The organism is Cryobacterium adonitolivorans, assembly GCF_004402695.1.
Lineage (GTDB): Bacteria > Actinomycetota > Actinomycetes > Actinomycetales > Microbacteriaceae > Cryobacterium > Cryobacterium adonitolivorans.
The window spans coordinates 45,152-58,947 of sequence record NZ_SOFL01000001.1 but is presented as its reverse complement, the minus strand read 5'-3'; the positions used below and the strand labels follow the sequence as shown (position 1 = coordinate 58,947).

Sequence of the window (13,796 nt, the reverse complement as noted above, 5' to 3'; positions counted from 1 at the left end):
CGACCGTCCCTCTTATGGTGACCGTGCTCCGCGCACGGATCGTCCCGCCTACAACGACCGCAACAGCGAGCGTCCGGCTCGTACCGAGCGTCCGTCCTACGGCGACCGTCCGGCCCGCACCGAGCGTCCGTCGTACAACAACGACCGTCCGGCCCGCACCGAGCGTCCGTCGTACAACAACGACCGCCCGGCCCGTGGCGAGCGTCCCGCGTACAGCAACGACCGCGCGGCCCGCAACGACCGTTCCAACGACGGCGGCCACTCCAGCAACTTCTACCCCGACCGCGACTCCAAGCCCAAGTTCGCCGCCGGCGACGACGTGGTGCTCGAGCGCCTCGAGGCCATCGCCACGACTGCAGAAGATGTTGTCGGTGTGACGTTCGGCGACCTCGGCCTCGGTGGCAACATCGTGCGCGAGCTCGCCCTGCTCGGCGCTCCGACCCCGTTCCCGATCCAGGCCGCGACCATCCCCGATGTGCTCGCCGGCCGCGACGTGCTCGGCCGTGGCAAGACCGGCTCCGGCAAGACCATCGCCTTCGCCGCGCCCATGATCGAGAAGCTCATGGAGAACAACGGTGCCAAGGACCGCAAGATGGCCCGCAAGCCCCGCGCGCTGATCCTGGCCCCCACCCGTGAGCTGGCCCTGCAGATCGACCGCACCGTGCAGCCCATCGCGCGCAGCGTCGGCCTCTTCACCACCCAAATCTACGGCGGCGTTCCGCAGTACCGCCAGGTCAGCGCCCTCCAGCGCGGCGTGGACATCATCATCGGCACCGCCGGCCGCATCGAAGACCTCATCGAACAGGGTCGCCTCGACCTGTCCGAGGTTGTCATCACGGTCCTCGACGAGGCCGACTACATGTGCGACCTAGGCTTCCTCGAGCCGGTTCAGCGCATCCTGCGCGGCACCAAGAAGGGCGGCCAGCGTCTGCTGTTCTCGGCCACCCTCGACAAGGGCGTTGCCTCGCTGGTGAAGGAATTCCTGACCAACCCGGCTGTGCACGAGGTCGCCGGTGAAGACCAGGCCTCCAGCACGATCGACCACAAGGTCCTCCTCATCGAGCACCGCGACAAGGCGGCCATCATCGGCCAGCTCGTCGACCGCCAGGGAAAGACGCTCATCTTCAGCCGCACCCGCGCCTACGCCGAGCAGCTCTCGGACGCGCTCGAAGACGCCGGCGTCAAGGCCACCAGCCTGCACGGCGACCTCAACCAGGCCCGCCGTACCCGCAACCTGCAGATGCTCACCAGCGGTCGTGTCAACGTTCTCGTCGCCACCGACGTCGCCGCCCGCGGCATCCACGTCGACGACATCGACCTGGTCATCCAGGCCGACATGCCCGACGAGTACAAGACCTACCTGCACCGCGCCGGCCGCACCGGCCGCGCCGGCAAGTCCGGTACCGTCGTCACGCTGATCCCCAAGCAGCGTCGTCGTCGCATGGAAGACCTGCTCGACCGGGCCGAGATCGCCTCCAGCTTCACCACGGCCACGCCGGGTGACGCGTCGATCACCGCTCTGGCGAACCTGTAACATCAGCGAACAACCGGCAGGGCATCCGCTTCGGCGGGTGCCCTGCCGGCATTTAACCGGCGCGCGAATCCGGCGCGCACCGACAGTGGTGCGGTACGGTTTCCTCGTCCGTGTGCTCCCTCACAATTCGGGTTTGTGACAGCGCGCGCACAGGATGTCTGTGGGGCATCCGCGCGGTGCCCCACAGATATCCGCCCGACGGGTCGGCCCGGCGGACGCGCGGCTCAGCGGATGCTGTCGACGGCGTCGGGGTACTCCTCGCAGGCGATCAGGTAGCTCACGAGCAGCAGGGGATACACGCCGGACGTGGAGGTGCGGTCGACATCCACCACCAGGTCATAGGGGTTCTCCCGGGTCTCCAACGGTGACGCATCGATGATGGCCGCAGCGGCCTCGGTGGAATAGTCGACGAACTCGTCGCCCACCTGCAGCGCCGCCACGGACAGGTCGCCGACCCGTGACGCATCCGCGTAGCCGATGGTGCTGCTGCCGTTGGCGACGGCGCTCACGACGCCGGAATTGGCCTGGGCGCCCTCACCGGGATAGGGGTACGCGTCGGCGGGCTCGGTCGGCCAGATCTCCGGCACGTTTTGGTGCAGGTAGTCGGCGAAATTCTTTGCCGTGCCCGAATCATCCGAGCGGTGCACGGCGGAGATCTGTTCGTCGGACAGGGTGGCGTCGGGGTTCAGGGCGACGAGTGCGGGGTCGTTCCACCGTGTGATCGCTCCCGAGAAGATGTTCGCGATCGCAGCCGGATCCAGGCGCAGGTCATCCACGCCGCCGATGAACTGTTCCCGGCCCGATCCGGAGCCCGTTGGGTCGTAGTTGATGGTCGTCACCTGAGCCGTTGGCGGCGCAACCCGACAGGAGCAGGGCGGTCACCGCGACTGACGTGCCGAGGATCATGGCCGGGTGCCTGTGTGTTGCCATCTCGGTTCCCATTCTGCCCGACGGGCGCCGCATGTTCTCCGAGAGGCAGCTGAATGGAGCGGTCCTGATAGATTCAAGGCACCGTAGTAAAGGGAGAATCATGACCACACGCTGGGCGCGATTCGCCCGTGGGTGGATCGTCGCGGCCTTCTCCACCTTTGTTGCCGCGTTGTCGCACACCGTGGGAGTCGGCGCCGTTCCTGGGCTGCTGGCCGTGGTCGTGTCCCTGGCCTTCGCGGGGATCGTCTCCGTCGCCCTGTCCGCCCGCACCCTGTCCACCTGGCGACTGAGCGTGGCGGTGCTGCTGAGCCAGCTGATTTTCCACACACTGTTCTCGTTCGGCAGCGCGGGCGGCGCCCTGGTGACCACGGATGCGGCAACCGCCCACGCGAATCACGCGGGCAGTGTCGCCGTGTCGGCGATGCCGCCCGGCAGCATGTCCGGCGTGGACCACGGGCTGATGATGGCCCTCGCCCACGTCCTCGCCGCCGTCGTGACCGTTGTGGCGCTGCGTTTCGGCGAGCGGGCGTTCTGGGGCCTGTTCAGCACCGCGACGATGGCCCTGAAGACCCTCGTGCGGGTCATCGTGCTCACCCCGATCCCCAACGCCCCCCGCGCTATCGCGGCGTCGTCTGCCGCTCTGCCGCCCCGCGATCTCCTGGTCCTCCTCAGCTCGATGCGGCATCGCGGGCCGCCGGTGCGCGTGTTCGCCTGAGGCTCCGCCCTCAGATTCAGCTCCGCACCTTCTTTTTCGTCGAACGCGAGTGATGATCCCCGTCGTGCCCCGCCGTGCCCTCAGGCACCGCGCAGCCCAGACGATGTTCGAACTGTCGCGTAACGACCATTCACCATCCCAAGGACACACCATGAAGCTCTCCACGCCCGTCTTTGCCGCCACCACCCTCGCCGGTGCGGCACTCCTCGCCCTGTCCGCCCCTCTGGCCGCCAGCGCCCACGTCGATGTCGAACCCTCGTCGACCGCCGCCGGCTCCCACAGCCTGCTCACCTTCTCCCTCGGCCACGGCTGCGACGGGTCGGCCACCACCGGCATCACCGTCGACATCCCCGAGTCCATCACGAGCGTCACACCCACCGTCAACCCGGGCTGGGACGTCACCCCGCTGACCGCGGGCCAGGTCAGCTACACGGCTCTCACCCCGCTGGCCGACGGACTGCGCACCACCTTCGTCCTCAGCCTGCAGATCCCCGCCGATGCCGCCGTCGGCGACACTCTGGCCTTCCCGGTGCTTCAGTCCTGCGAGGTCGGCGAAACCGACTGGTCGGACACCGCTGTGGAGGGCGAGGCCGAGCCGGCCCACCCTGCCCCGTCGTTCACCGTCACCGAGGCCGGCGCAGAGTCCGGCCACGGTCACGGGGCCACCGACGACTCCGCAGCGAAAGGTGCTGCAGCGACCGAAACTGCGGCCGCCGACGACGTCCTGGCGCGGATGCTCGGCATCGGCGGCCTGGTCGTCGGTGCCGTCGGCCTCGTCGTGGCCGTCGCCTCCCGCCGCAAGAACGCGTCCTAGGTCTCCCGGTGGCACCTCTCCACGACAGCCGACGGCCTGCCCGCACCCGAATTCTGAAGGGTGCGGCGCTGGCCGGGGTCGTGTGTGCCCTGGCGACACTGGGCGCCTCGGCCGCCCCGGCGTTCGCGCACAACTCTGTGCTCAGCACGTCACCCGAGGCCGGTTCCGTGGTCACCGAACAGCCCGGGGTCATCACCATCACCACGAATGACAATCTGCTGAACCTCTCGGGCGAGGGCGAGAGTAGCGCCGCCATGCAGGTGAGCGGGCCAGTCAATACGCCGCGGTTCTTCGGCGACGGCTGCACGACGGTATCCGGGCCGAGCCTCGAGGCCGAGGTGCAGCTCGGCCAGCCGGGGTCGTACACAGTGGTGTGGCAGACGGTGTCAACGGACGGCCACTCGATCTCGGACAGCTTCACGTTCACCTGGCAACCCGACGCGACCCAGGTGCTCGCTGAGGGTTCCGCGGCCGCTCCGGAGTGCGCCACCAGCGGCTCGGCTGCTCCGGCACCCGCCGAGACCGATGCGGCTGGCACCGACGCCGCGGAGTCCGACGTTCGTGGCACCGACCTGCTCTGGATCGGCGGAGCCCTCGTGGCGGTCCTCGCCGCGATCGGCGTGACCCTCCTCGTCTTGCGCCGTCCCACGCCGAAATAGCCGCACCACCCACCGCTGGGCGGGCCCGTCTCGTTGCGGGTGCCCGCCGCCGGCGCTCCACAGGGTTGCGCGCCGGCCGGTGGCGTCGGTGGGCGCGGGTAGAGTTGGCGGGTGAGTTGGAACGCCGAGATACCGTGGGATCCTGACGAGTTCGAGCCACCGGACGACTTCGATGCCCCACCGCCCCCAGACCACCACGGTCAGGGTGGCTTCGCCATGCCCGCACCGGGCCCGGCCGGCTCCGGTCCCGTCGACTTCGGCGCCCCCGCCGGCGGCGCGACGCTGCTGGCCCCGCCGCCGCCCAAGCGAGCCACCGCCAAGTTCGCCACCGCCGCCGAGGCGCTACACACGGTCTTCGGCTACGACTCGTTCCGCGGCGAGCAGGCCCAGATCATCGACCAGCTCATCGAGGGCGGCGACGCCGTCGTGCTCATGCCCACCGGTGGAGGTAAGAGCCTCTGCTACCAGATCCCGTCGCTCGTGCGCGAGGGCACCGGTATCGTCATCTCACCGCTGATCGCGCTCATGCAAGACCAGGTGGACGCGCTCACCCTCGTCGGCGTGCGCGCCGCGTTCCTCAACTCCAGCCAGGACTCCGCCGCTCGCAGTCAGGTCGAACGCGACTACCTCGCCGGCAACCTCGACCTGCTCTATGTCGCCCCCGAGCGGTTGTCCAACGAGGCCACCAAACGGTTCCTCGACCGCGGCACCATCGCACTGTTCGCCATCGACGAGGCGCATTGCGTGTCCCAGTGGGGTCACGACTTCCGCCCGGACTACCTCGCGCTGTCCGAGCTCGCCGACCGCTGGCCCGACGTGCCCCGCATCGCGCTCACCGCCACGGCCACCGACGCCACCCACAAGGAACTCACCGAGCGCCTGCAGATGGGGCAAGCCCAGCACTTCGTCGCCAGCTTCGATCGGCCCAACATCCAGTACCGCATCGTGGGCAAGAACGAACCACGCAAACAGTTGCTGAGCTTCATCAAGACCGAGCACCCCACCGACGCGGGCATCGTCTACGCCCTCAGCCGCAAGACTGTCGAGCAGACCGCCGAGTTCCTGCGCGCCAACGGCCTCAACGCGTACCCGTATCACGCCGGGCTCGACCAGGGCCTGCGCGCCCGCACCCAGTCCAGGTTCCTCCGCGAAGAGGGCGTCATCATCGTCGCCACCATCGCGTTCGGCATGGGCATCGACAAGCCGGATGTGCGCTTCGTCGCGCACATCGACCTGCCCAAGTCCGTCGAGGGCTACTACCAGGAGACCGGCCGGGCCGGCCGTGACGGCCTCCCCTCCAACGGCTGGCTCGCCTACGGCCTGCAGGACGTGGTGCAGCAGCGCCGCATGATCGACGAGTCGCCCGGCGACCTCGCCCACCGCCGCAAGATGAGCGCGCACCTGGACGCCATGCTCGCGCTCTGCGAGACCGTGCACTGCCGTCGCGTCAACCTGCTGCGCTACTTCGGCCAGGCCAGCGAACCCTGCGGCAACTGCGACACCTGCCTGCAGCCGCCCGAGGCCTGGGACGGCACCGTACCGGCCCAGAAACTACTCTCCACGATCGTGCGCCTGCTGCGCGAGCGCAACCAGCGTTTCGGCGCCGGCCAGCTTATCGACATCCTGCGCGGCAAGACCACCCCGCGCACCACCCAGCACAGCCACGACCAGCTGGCCACCTGGGGCATCGGCGCCGACCTCACCGACCAGCAGTGGCGCGGTGTCGTGCGGCAGCTCCTCGCCCAGGGCTTCATCGCCACCTCCGGCGAATACGGCACCCTGATCCTCGGCGAGGCCGCCGCCGAGGTCCTCGCCGGGCAGCGCGCCGTGCAGCTCCGCAGCGAACCCGACAAGCCCGTCAAGCGCACCCCCGCCGCCCGCGCCGCCACCGCCAAGGCCGGTCTCGCCGAGCTCAGCCCCGAGCAGGAGACCTTGTTCCAGGCCCTGCGCGCCTGGCGCAGCACCACCTCACGGGAGCAGGGCGTTCCCGCCTACGTGGTCTTCGGCGACGCCACCCTGGTGGCCGTCGCGGCGGCGAAGCCGCGCACGATGGCGGACCTCGACGGCATCACCGGCGTCGGCGCCAAGAAACTCGAATCCTACGGCGAGGCCCTGCTTGAGGTCGTCGCCGCCAACGCCTGACACGACCGCTACGACGGGGGCGACGGAACGCAGCCGTCGCCCCTTTTGTCGGCCTTGGTAGGTTCTGGCACCGCATTGTTGTAGAAGAGCTACAGTCCGAGTGCGCCGCTCCGCGCCCTTCTTTGTAGCCCCGTCACGCACTATTTCCTCACCCGGCGCCCTCGATCTAACGTGGTCGAACACTCGACACTCGCGCCGACGTTAGGACCAATGATGGTTGACACTGCCCAGCGCCCCACCCCCGCCAGGCCGAACGCGGTCGGCACCGACACCGGGCCCGTCCGGGTCGCCGGCGACCCGCTCGCCCCGCGCATCGACCTGACCGCCCTGTCACGCACCCTGCTCGGCACCTGGGCCGACGTGCGGCTGAAGGCACGGAAGCTCACCGCCCGCCCCGACCTGCAGCGCATCGAGGGGCAGTCGATGGCGGACCACCGCCTGCGGGTGCTCGGCCAGCTCAAGATCCTCGCAGACAACGGCCACGTGCACCGTGCGTTCCCGAGCTCGCTCGGCGGCTCCGATGACCACGGCGGCAACATCGCCGGTTTCGAAGAGTTGGTCACCGCCGACCCGAGCCTGCAGATCAAGGCCGGCGTGCAGTGGGGGCTGTTCGGCGCCGCGGTGCTGCACCTGGGCACCACCGTGCACCACGAAACCTGGCTGCCCGACATCATGACCCTCGCCGTGCCCGGTGTCTTCGCGATGACCGAGACCGGCCACGGGTCGGACGTCGCCGCCATCGGCACCACCGCCACCTTCGACGTGGCCACCGGCGAGTTCGTCGTGCACACTCCGTTCCGCGCCGCCTGGAAGGACTACCTCGGCAACGCCGCCATCGACGGCACCGCCGCCGTGGTCTTCGCCCAGCTGATCAGCCTCGGCGTCAACCACGGCGTGCACGCCTTCTACGTGCCGCTCCGCGACGAGACCGGGGTCTTCCTGCCGGGCATCGGCGGCGAGGACGACGGCCTCAAGGGCGGACTGAACGGCATCGACAACGGCCGGCTGCACTTCGACCAGGTGCGCGTCCCGCGCACCAACCTGCTCAACCGGTACGGCGACGTCGCCGCCGACGGCAGCTACAGCAGCCCGATCGGCAGCCCCGGCCGCCGCTTCTTCACCATGCTCGGCACCCTCGTTCAGGGCCGGGTGTCCCTCGACGGCGCCGCCACCCAGGCCGCCGCCCTGGCTCTCACCATCGCCATCCGGTACGGCAGCGAACGCCGCCAGTTCACCGCCGGCAGTGACACCGACGAAGAGGTCATCCTCGACTACCAGCGGCACCAGCGCCGGCTCATCCCGCGCCTGGCCACCGCCTATGCGCAGACCTTCGCCCACGATGAGTTCCTGGTCAAGTTCGACCAGGTCTTCAGTGGCGCCGCCGCGACGGATGTTGACAGGCAAGACCTGGAAACCCTCGCCGCCGCCCTCAAACCGCTCTCCACCTGGAACGCCCTGGACACCATCCAGGAGGCCAGGGAGGCCTGCGGCGGTGCCGGCTTCCTGGCCGAGAACCGGTTCGTCGGGCTGCGCGCCGACCTCGACGTGTACGCCACGTTCGAGGGCGACAACAACGTGCTGCTGCAGCTGGTGGCCAAGCGGCTCCTCACCGACTACAACCGCAAGTTCGCCGGTGCCGACGCCGGGGTGATGGCTCGGTATGTGGTGCAACAGGCCGCTGGACGCGCGTACCACGGCACGGGCCTGCGCACACTCGGGCAGTCCGTCGCCGACTTCGGCTCCACGGCGCGCAGCGTGGGCCAGCTGCGGGAGACCGGCACCCAACGAGCCCTGCTCACCGACCGGGTCGAGACCATGATCGCCGGCATCGCCCAGTCGCTGCGGAACGCCAACAAGTTGCCCAGGAAGGAGGCGGCCGACCTCTTCAATTCCCACCAGAACGAGCTGATCGAGGCGGCCCGCGCCCATGCGGAGCTGCTCCAGTGGGAGGCGTTCACCCGCGCGGTCGAGTCGACCACCCACGCCGGCACCCGGCAGGTGCTCACCTGGCTGCGCGACCTGTTCGGGTTGCGCCTCATCGAGGAGCACGCGGCCTGGTACCTCATCAACGGTCGGCTCTCCGGCAAACGGGCGCTGGCCGTCACGGCCTACATCGACCGCATCATCGCCCGGCTGCGCCCGCACGCGCTCGACCTCGTGGACGCGTTCGGCTACGCCCCCGAACACCTGCGGGCACCAATCGCCACCGGTGCCGAACGCGAACGCCAGGTCGAGGCCCGCGCGTATTACCGCAACCAGCGCGCCACCGGCACCGCCCCCGTCCCCGAAAAGCCGGCCCGCCGCCCCTGACCGGCGGCGTGCCCTGACCGGGGGCGGGTCAGGCCACAGGATGAGGGACGGCGGCCGGTAACCATCCGCTCGACGGATGCGTCCGTGTGGCCCGTCGCCATACTCTCGTCTGTGGGGTCGACGCGGCACGCGTGGTCCCCGCCGCCGACGGGAAGAGGAACCGGATGATTCAGGCACAGTCCCTGACCAAACGCTACGGAAGCAAGACCGCGGTTGATGCCGTCGACTTCACAGTGCAGCCCGGCCGGGTGACCGGGTTCCTGGGACCGAACGGGGCAGGCAAGTCCACCACCATGCGCATGATCGTGGGCCTGGACCGGCCCACCCACGGCTCGGTCACCGTCAACGGCAAGCAGTACCGTGAGCACAAGGCGCCCCTGCGCGAAGTGGGGGTGCTGCTCGACGCCAAGGCCATCCATACCGGACGCAGCGCCTACAACCACCTGCTCGCCATGGCCGCGACCCACTCCATCCCGGCCAGCCGGGTAAAGGAGGTCATCGAGCTGACCGGGCTCGAATCCGTCGCCCGCAAACGAGTCGGCGGCTTCTCGCTCGGCATGGGGCAACGGCTTGGCATCGCCGCGGCGCTGCTCGGCGACCCGGCCACGCTGATCCTCGACGAACCCGTCAACGGGCTCGACCCCGAGGGCGTTCAGTGGGTGCGCCACCTGGTGCGCCACCTCGCTGCCGAGGGTCGCACCGTCATGCTCTCCTCTCACCTGATGAGCGAGATGGCCGTCACCGCTGACCACCTCATCGTGCTCGGCCGCGGCCGGGTTATCGCGGATGCCCCGGTGGCCGAACTGATCGGTGCCGCCACCCGTAAGACGGTGCGGGTGCGCACCCCGTACGCCCCGGAACTCGCCGCTCTGTTCCAGAGCGCCGACATCACCGTCACCGGCACGGGGACCGACCTGCTCGAGATCGTCGGCATCTCCGCCGCCGAAATCGGCAACCTGGCTGCCCGCGCCGGAATCGCCCTGCACGAGCTGACCCCTGTCAGCGCATCCCTCGAGGAGGCATACATGGCCCTCACCCAAAACGACGTGGAGTACCGCACCGGCGGCACACCAGACGACCCCGCCGCCGAACACACGGCCGCCGACCTCCAGGAGAGTGTCCGATGACCACCATTGCCCCGGCACCAGTCCCCGTCCGCGCCTTCGTCCCGACCGGCTCCGGCCTCAGCTTCGGCGGCGAATTGCGCTCGGAGTGGATCAAGCTCCGCACGGTTCGTTCCACCATCTGGTCGTACGCCACGGTCATCGTGATCTCGCTCGGCATGGCCGCACTCATGTCGGCCGCGCTGGACCTCGGCGGCAATCCGGTCCCCGCCGACGCGCAGGCGACCTTCCTCGCCCAGGCCGCTACCTTCGGCGTCTTCTTCGGCCAACTCGTCGTGGCGGTCCTCGGGGTGCTCGCGATCAGCGGCGAATACAGCACAGGCATGATCCGCTCCAGCATCACCGCCACCCCCAGGCGGCTGCCGATGCTCGCGGCGAAGGCCGTCGTGCTCTTCGTCTGCACCTTCGTCGTCGGCCTGGTCAGCACTGTCGGCTCGTCCCTCGTGGCCGCGCCGATCCTGGCCGGCAAGGGCGTCACCGCCAGCCTCGTCGACCCTGACCTGCTGTTGCCGCTGCTCGGCGGGGCGTTGTACCTGGCCCTGGTGTCGGTCTTCGCCCTCGGCGTCGGCGCCATCCTGCGCAGCAGTGCCGGCGGCATCGCCGCGGCGCTCGGCATCGTGCTGCTGTTGCCTATCGTCCTGTCGATGATCCCCGCCACCTGGGCCGCCGACCTGCTGCCCTACCTGCTCTCGAACGCTGGCTTGGCCATCTTCGGCCTCGACCTCGGCTCGGCGGGGCTGGAAGTATGGCAGAACGTGCTCATCGTGCTGGCCTGGGTGGCCGTCTCGCTGGCCGGCGCCGCGGTGCTGCTCAAGCGCCGGGACGCCTGAGGCACCTCTGAGTCTCGCGGCCCATCCGGCGAGGGGTGCGCCGCGAGCTCCCGGCCCGGGCCGTAGGCTCGAGGCATGAGAGAGTTCTACCCCGAGATCGAACCGTATGACACCGGCATGCTCGACGTCGGCGATGGCCACGCCCTCTACTACGAGGTGTCCGGCAATCCGAACGGCAAGCCGGCCGTCTACCTGCACGGCGGGCCGGGCGGCGCCTCCAGCGCCACCCAGCGGCGGGTGTTCGACCCGGAGAAATACCGCATCGTGCTCTTCGACCAGCGCGGCTGCGGCCGCAGCACCCCGCACGCCAGCGCGCCGGATGCCGACCTGACGGCGAACACCACCTGGCACCTGGTCGCCGACATCGAGCATCTCCGTGAGCACCTCGGCATTGACCGGTGGCTGGTCTGCGGCGGCTCCTGGGGCAGCTCCCTGGGCCTGGCCTACGCCGAGGCGCACACGGAAAAGGTCACCGAACTCGTGCTGCGCGGCATCTTCACCCTGCGCCCGATTGAGCTGGACTGGTTCTACGAGGGGGGAGCCGCGGCCATCTACCCGGATCTGTGGGAGGGCTTCATCGCGCCGGTACCCGTCGACGAACGGGGGCGTCTCATCGAGGCGTACAGCCGGCTGCTGCACGACCCCGACCAGTCCACGCGTGAACGCGCCGGTGTGGCCTGGTCCACCTGGGAGTCCTCGACCATCACCCTGCTGCAGCAGCCGGAGACCATTGAGCGGTTCACGGAACCGGCCTTCGCCGTGGCGTTTGCCCGTATCGAGAACCACTATTTCATGAACAAGGGCTGGTTCGAACCCGAGCAGTTGCTCCGCGACGCGCATAAGCTCAAGGACATCCCCGGGGTCATCGTGCAGGGCCGCTACGACATGTGCACGCCGGCGTTCACCGCCTGGGCGCTGCATCAAGCCTGGCCGGAGGCCGACTTCCAGATGATCCCGGATGCCGGCCATTCCTTCGAGGAACCCGGCATCCGCGCCGCCCTCCTGGACGCCACCGACCGCTTCGCGAACTAGGCCGGTCGGTGGCGCCCTTGGCAGTGAGCCGGGTCCGTGCCTAAATGGCGGGATGAGCGAAACCGACCATCGCGGCACGAACCAGCGCGGCGCCGACCCTCGCGGCGATGACGAGCAGGCTTGGTACCTCTGGCAGGGGGTCGGCGTTGTGGGCGTCATCGGGGTGGCCATCATCCTGTTCGTCGCCACACTGTGGCTGGCCGAGGGCACGGGGTCACCGTCACAGGCCGGCACCTCCGCTGTGGCGAGGCGGGCCGCACCGGCCGCCGCTACTGCGACGCTGGAGCTTCCAGCGGTGCCGTTGACCGAGCACGTGTCTCCGGTGCCCGGGGTGGTCTTCGGGGTTGGTGGGCTTCGGTCCGTCGGGGTCGACGACCCGGCACCGGGCGAGGTCGGGGCCCCGGCCCTGCGCGTCGCCGTGACCCTGCGAAACGACACCGACACCACGGTGTCGCTGGGATCCACTGTCGTGAACGTCTACGCGGGAACCCACCAACTCCCGATGCCCGGCCTGTCTGAGTCGGCTGGCGCGCCCCTGCCGGAGCAGGTCGCCCCCGGAGCCACTGCCACGGGAGTCTTCCTCTTCGCCGTGCCTGTCGAGGATCGGTCGTCGGTGAAGATCGCCGTCGACTACGCCGCCGGCGTGCCGAGGGTCGTCTTCGCGGGCGCGGCCCCACGGTAGGGCCGTCCCGCCAACTGCAGCGCGGTGATGTACGCCGTCCGGTGCTTGTCGGCGATGACCGCCCACGCGTGTGCGGACAGGTTTGGTCGGTCCGCCCTGTCCCGCTGTTCGTCCCGACACCGGGCGAGCGCATCATGAATTGCCGCTGTGGTCAGCGGTCCGGCATAGGTGAACACCCAGCCGCGGCCGACTTCGGCCGCCAGCGCCCGGGTGGCCGCGTTCGACGGCACCAGGACCGGCCGGGCACACGACAGGGCGAGCACCGAGGCCTCCGACCCGTACAGGTCCTGGTACGGGAGGATGACCAGTTCCGCCTGGGCGACCTCTGCGGCCAGCTCCTGGTTGCTCAAATGCCCCAGCGACACGGTGACGCGGTCGTCGGCCAGCGCGGCAAGCAGCACTTCAGCGCCAATGTCGGTGCTGGTGGGCGTGCCGACCACGCGCAGGGAGACCGACCCACCATCCGTCCCGCCGTCCGTACGACCATCCGGGCCGGTGGGAAGCGCGGTGAAAGCCCGGACGAGGTCGGGAACCCCCTTGTGCGGACGAATAAGCCCGAAATACAGCAGGCGGCCCGGTACCAGGGCTCCGCCGCCGACGGCCTCGAACCAGGCGCGGTAGTCACCGTGCTCAATGGTGTGTGCGTTCGCTCCGTGCGGGAGGGGGGTGGCCGGGCTGGGACAGATCCACAGGGTGGTGAGCCGGTCGAGGCGCGCCAGCAACGCCCGGTCAATGCGGCTGCCGGTCCGCTGGCCGTGTGCGTCGTGCAGGGTCCGCACCACCGCGATCCGGTGCCGACGCAGCCAGAGTCGCAGCAGCAGGGCACGGAACAGTCCTCGCTTGAGCCGGCTCCGCCCCGAGGACGAGCCGAGCAGCAGTGAATCAGGCCAATGCACGTGGAAGACATCGTAGGGCGCGGAGAGGGCGCGGCCCCAGCTGAAACCGAGGACCTCCGTCTCCGGGCCCAGATGCGTGCCGAGCTGCACCAGATAAGGGTTCGTGGCGTCCGGGCCGGTCCGGAGCG

General features: G+C 69.6%; 12 protein-coding genes. 10 read left to right on the top strand and 2 right to left on the bottom strand.

Annotated features, from left to right (window positions below; genetic code table 11):
* Positions 1-1,534 (top strand): DEAD/DEAH box helicase (locus tag E3O42_RS00260; RefSeq protein ID WP_241984534.1); only part of this gene is annotated, 1,534 nt, incomplete at its 5' end.
* A gap of 224 nt (positions 1,535-1,758) precedes the next feature.
* On the opposite strand, the gene E3O42_RS00255 is transcribed toward E3O42_RS00260, so the two are convergent.
* Entirely contained in the window at positions 1,759-2,373 is a 615-nt protein-coding gene (locus E3O42_RS00255) for a substrate-binding domain-containing protein (protein ID WP_134451950.1), read from the bottom strand.
* 191 nt (positions 2,374-2,564) lie between these two features.
* Here E3O42_RS00255 and E3O42_RS00250 point away from each other — a divergent pair, with 191 nt between their 5' ends.
* The 9 genes from E3O42_RS00250 (at position 2,565) to E3O42_RS00210 (ending at position 12,772) form a co-directional block, all read left to right on the top strand.
* Positions 2,565-3,179 carry a hypothetical protein gene (locus E3O42_RS00250; RefSeq protein ID WP_134451949.1) on the top strand — a complete coding sequence of 205 codons (615 nt, stop codon included), beginning with the start codon at positions 2,565-2,567 and terminating at the stop codon, positions 3,177-3,179.
* 151 nt (positions 3,180-3,330) lie between these two features.
* On the top strand, positions 3,331-3,993 hold the full coding sequence (locus tag E3O42_RS00245) for a YcnI family copper-binding membrane protein (RefSeq protein ID WP_134451948.1): 663 nt from the start codon (positions 3,331-3,333) through the stop codon (positions 3,991-3,993).
* 8 nt (positions 3,994-4,001) lie between these two features.
* Positions 4,002-4,652: a copper resistance CopC family protein gene (locus E3O42_RS00240; protein ID WP_134451947.1), complete on the top strand. Its 651-nt coding sequence runs from the start codon at positions 4,002-4,004 to the stop codon at positions 4,650-4,652.
* Between the two features lie 216 nt (positions 4,653-4,868).
* A complete protein-coding gene (gene recQ / locus E3O42_RS00235) occupies positions 4,869-6,794 on the top strand; it encodes a DNA helicase RecQ (protein WP_134451953.1) in 1,926 nt (641 codons plus the stop codon).
* A gap of 213 nt (positions 6,795-7,007) precedes the next feature.
* Complete coding sequence (locus E3O42_RS00230; protein WP_134451946.1) at positions 7,008-9,104, top strand: acyl-CoA dehydrogenase family protein; 2,097 nt, start codon at positions 7,008-7,010, stop codon at positions 9,102-9,104.
* Positions 9,105-9,268: 164 nt separating this feature from the next.
* A complete protein-coding gene (locus tag E3O42_RS00225) occupies positions 9,269-10,231 on the top strand; it encodes an ABC transporter ATP-binding protein (RefSeq protein WP_134451945.1) in 963 nt (320 codons plus the stop codon).
* Positions 10,228-11,058 (top strand): ABC transporter permease, encoded by an 831-nt coding sequence (locus E3O42_RS00220; RefSeq protein WP_134451944.1) that lies wholly within the window; start codon positions 10,228-10,230, stop codon positions 11,056-11,058. Before E3O42_RS00225 ends, E3O42_RS00220 begins: the two co-directional genes overlap by 4 nt.
* Before the next feature lie 75 nt (positions 11,059-11,133).
* A complete protein-coding gene (gene pip / locus E3O42_RS00215) occupies positions 11,134-12,090 on the top strand; it encodes a prolyl aminopeptidase (RefSeq protein ID WP_134451943.1) in 957 nt (318 codons plus the stop codon).
* Positions 12,091-12,142: 52 nt separating this feature from the next.
* On the top strand, positions 12,143-12,772 hold the full coding sequence (locus E3O42_RS00210) for a hypothetical protein (protein WP_134451942.1): 630 nt from the start codon (positions 12,143-12,145) through the stop codon (positions 12,770-12,772).
* On the opposite strand, the gene E3O42_RS00205 is transcribed toward E3O42_RS00210, so the two are convergent.
* Positions 12,721-13,758, bottom strand: a complete 1,038-nt coding sequence (locus E3O42_RS00205; protein ID WP_134451941.1) for a glycosyltransferase family protein — start codon at positions 13,756-13,758, stop codon at positions 12,721-12,723. The two genes, E3O42_RS00210 and E3O42_RS00205, sit on opposite strands and share 52 nt — an antisense overlap.
* Positions 13,759-13,796: the final 38 nt, after the last annotated feature.

Bases quoted from the DNA above. Each gene is read 5' to 3' on its own strand.
- pip (WP_134451943.1), top strand. From the start codon at position 11,134: ATGAGAGAGTTCTACCCCGAGATCGAACCGTATGACACCGGCATGCTC.
- E3O42_RS00225 (WP_134451945.1), top strand. From the start codon at position 9,269: ATGATTCAGGCACAGTCCCTGACCAAACGCTACGGAAGCAAGACCGCG.
- E3O42_RS00220 (WP_134451944.1), top strand. From the start codon at position 10,228: ATGACCACCATTGCCCCGGCACCAGTCCCCGTCCGCGCCTTCGTCCCG.
- E3O42_RS00250 (WP_134451949.1), top strand. From the start codon at position 2,565: ATGACCACACGCTGGGCGCGATTCGCCCGTGGGTGGATCGTCGCGGCC.
- E3O42_RS00245 (WP_134451948.1), top strand. From the start codon at position 3,331: ATGAAGCTCTCCACGCCCGTCTTTGCCGCCACCACCCTCGCCGGTGCG.
- recQ (WP_134451953.1), top strand. From the start codon at position 4,869: ATGCCCGCACCGGGCCCGGCCGGCTCCGGTCCCGTCGACTTCGGCGCC.
- E3O42_RS00230 (WP_134451946.1), top strand. From the start codon at position 7,008: ATGGTTGACACTGCCCAGCGCCCCACCCCCGCCAGGCCGAACGCGGTC.
- E3O42_RS00210 (WP_134451942.1), top strand. From the start codon at position 12,143: ATGAGCGAAACCGACCATCGCGGCACGAACCAGCGCGGCGCCGACCCT.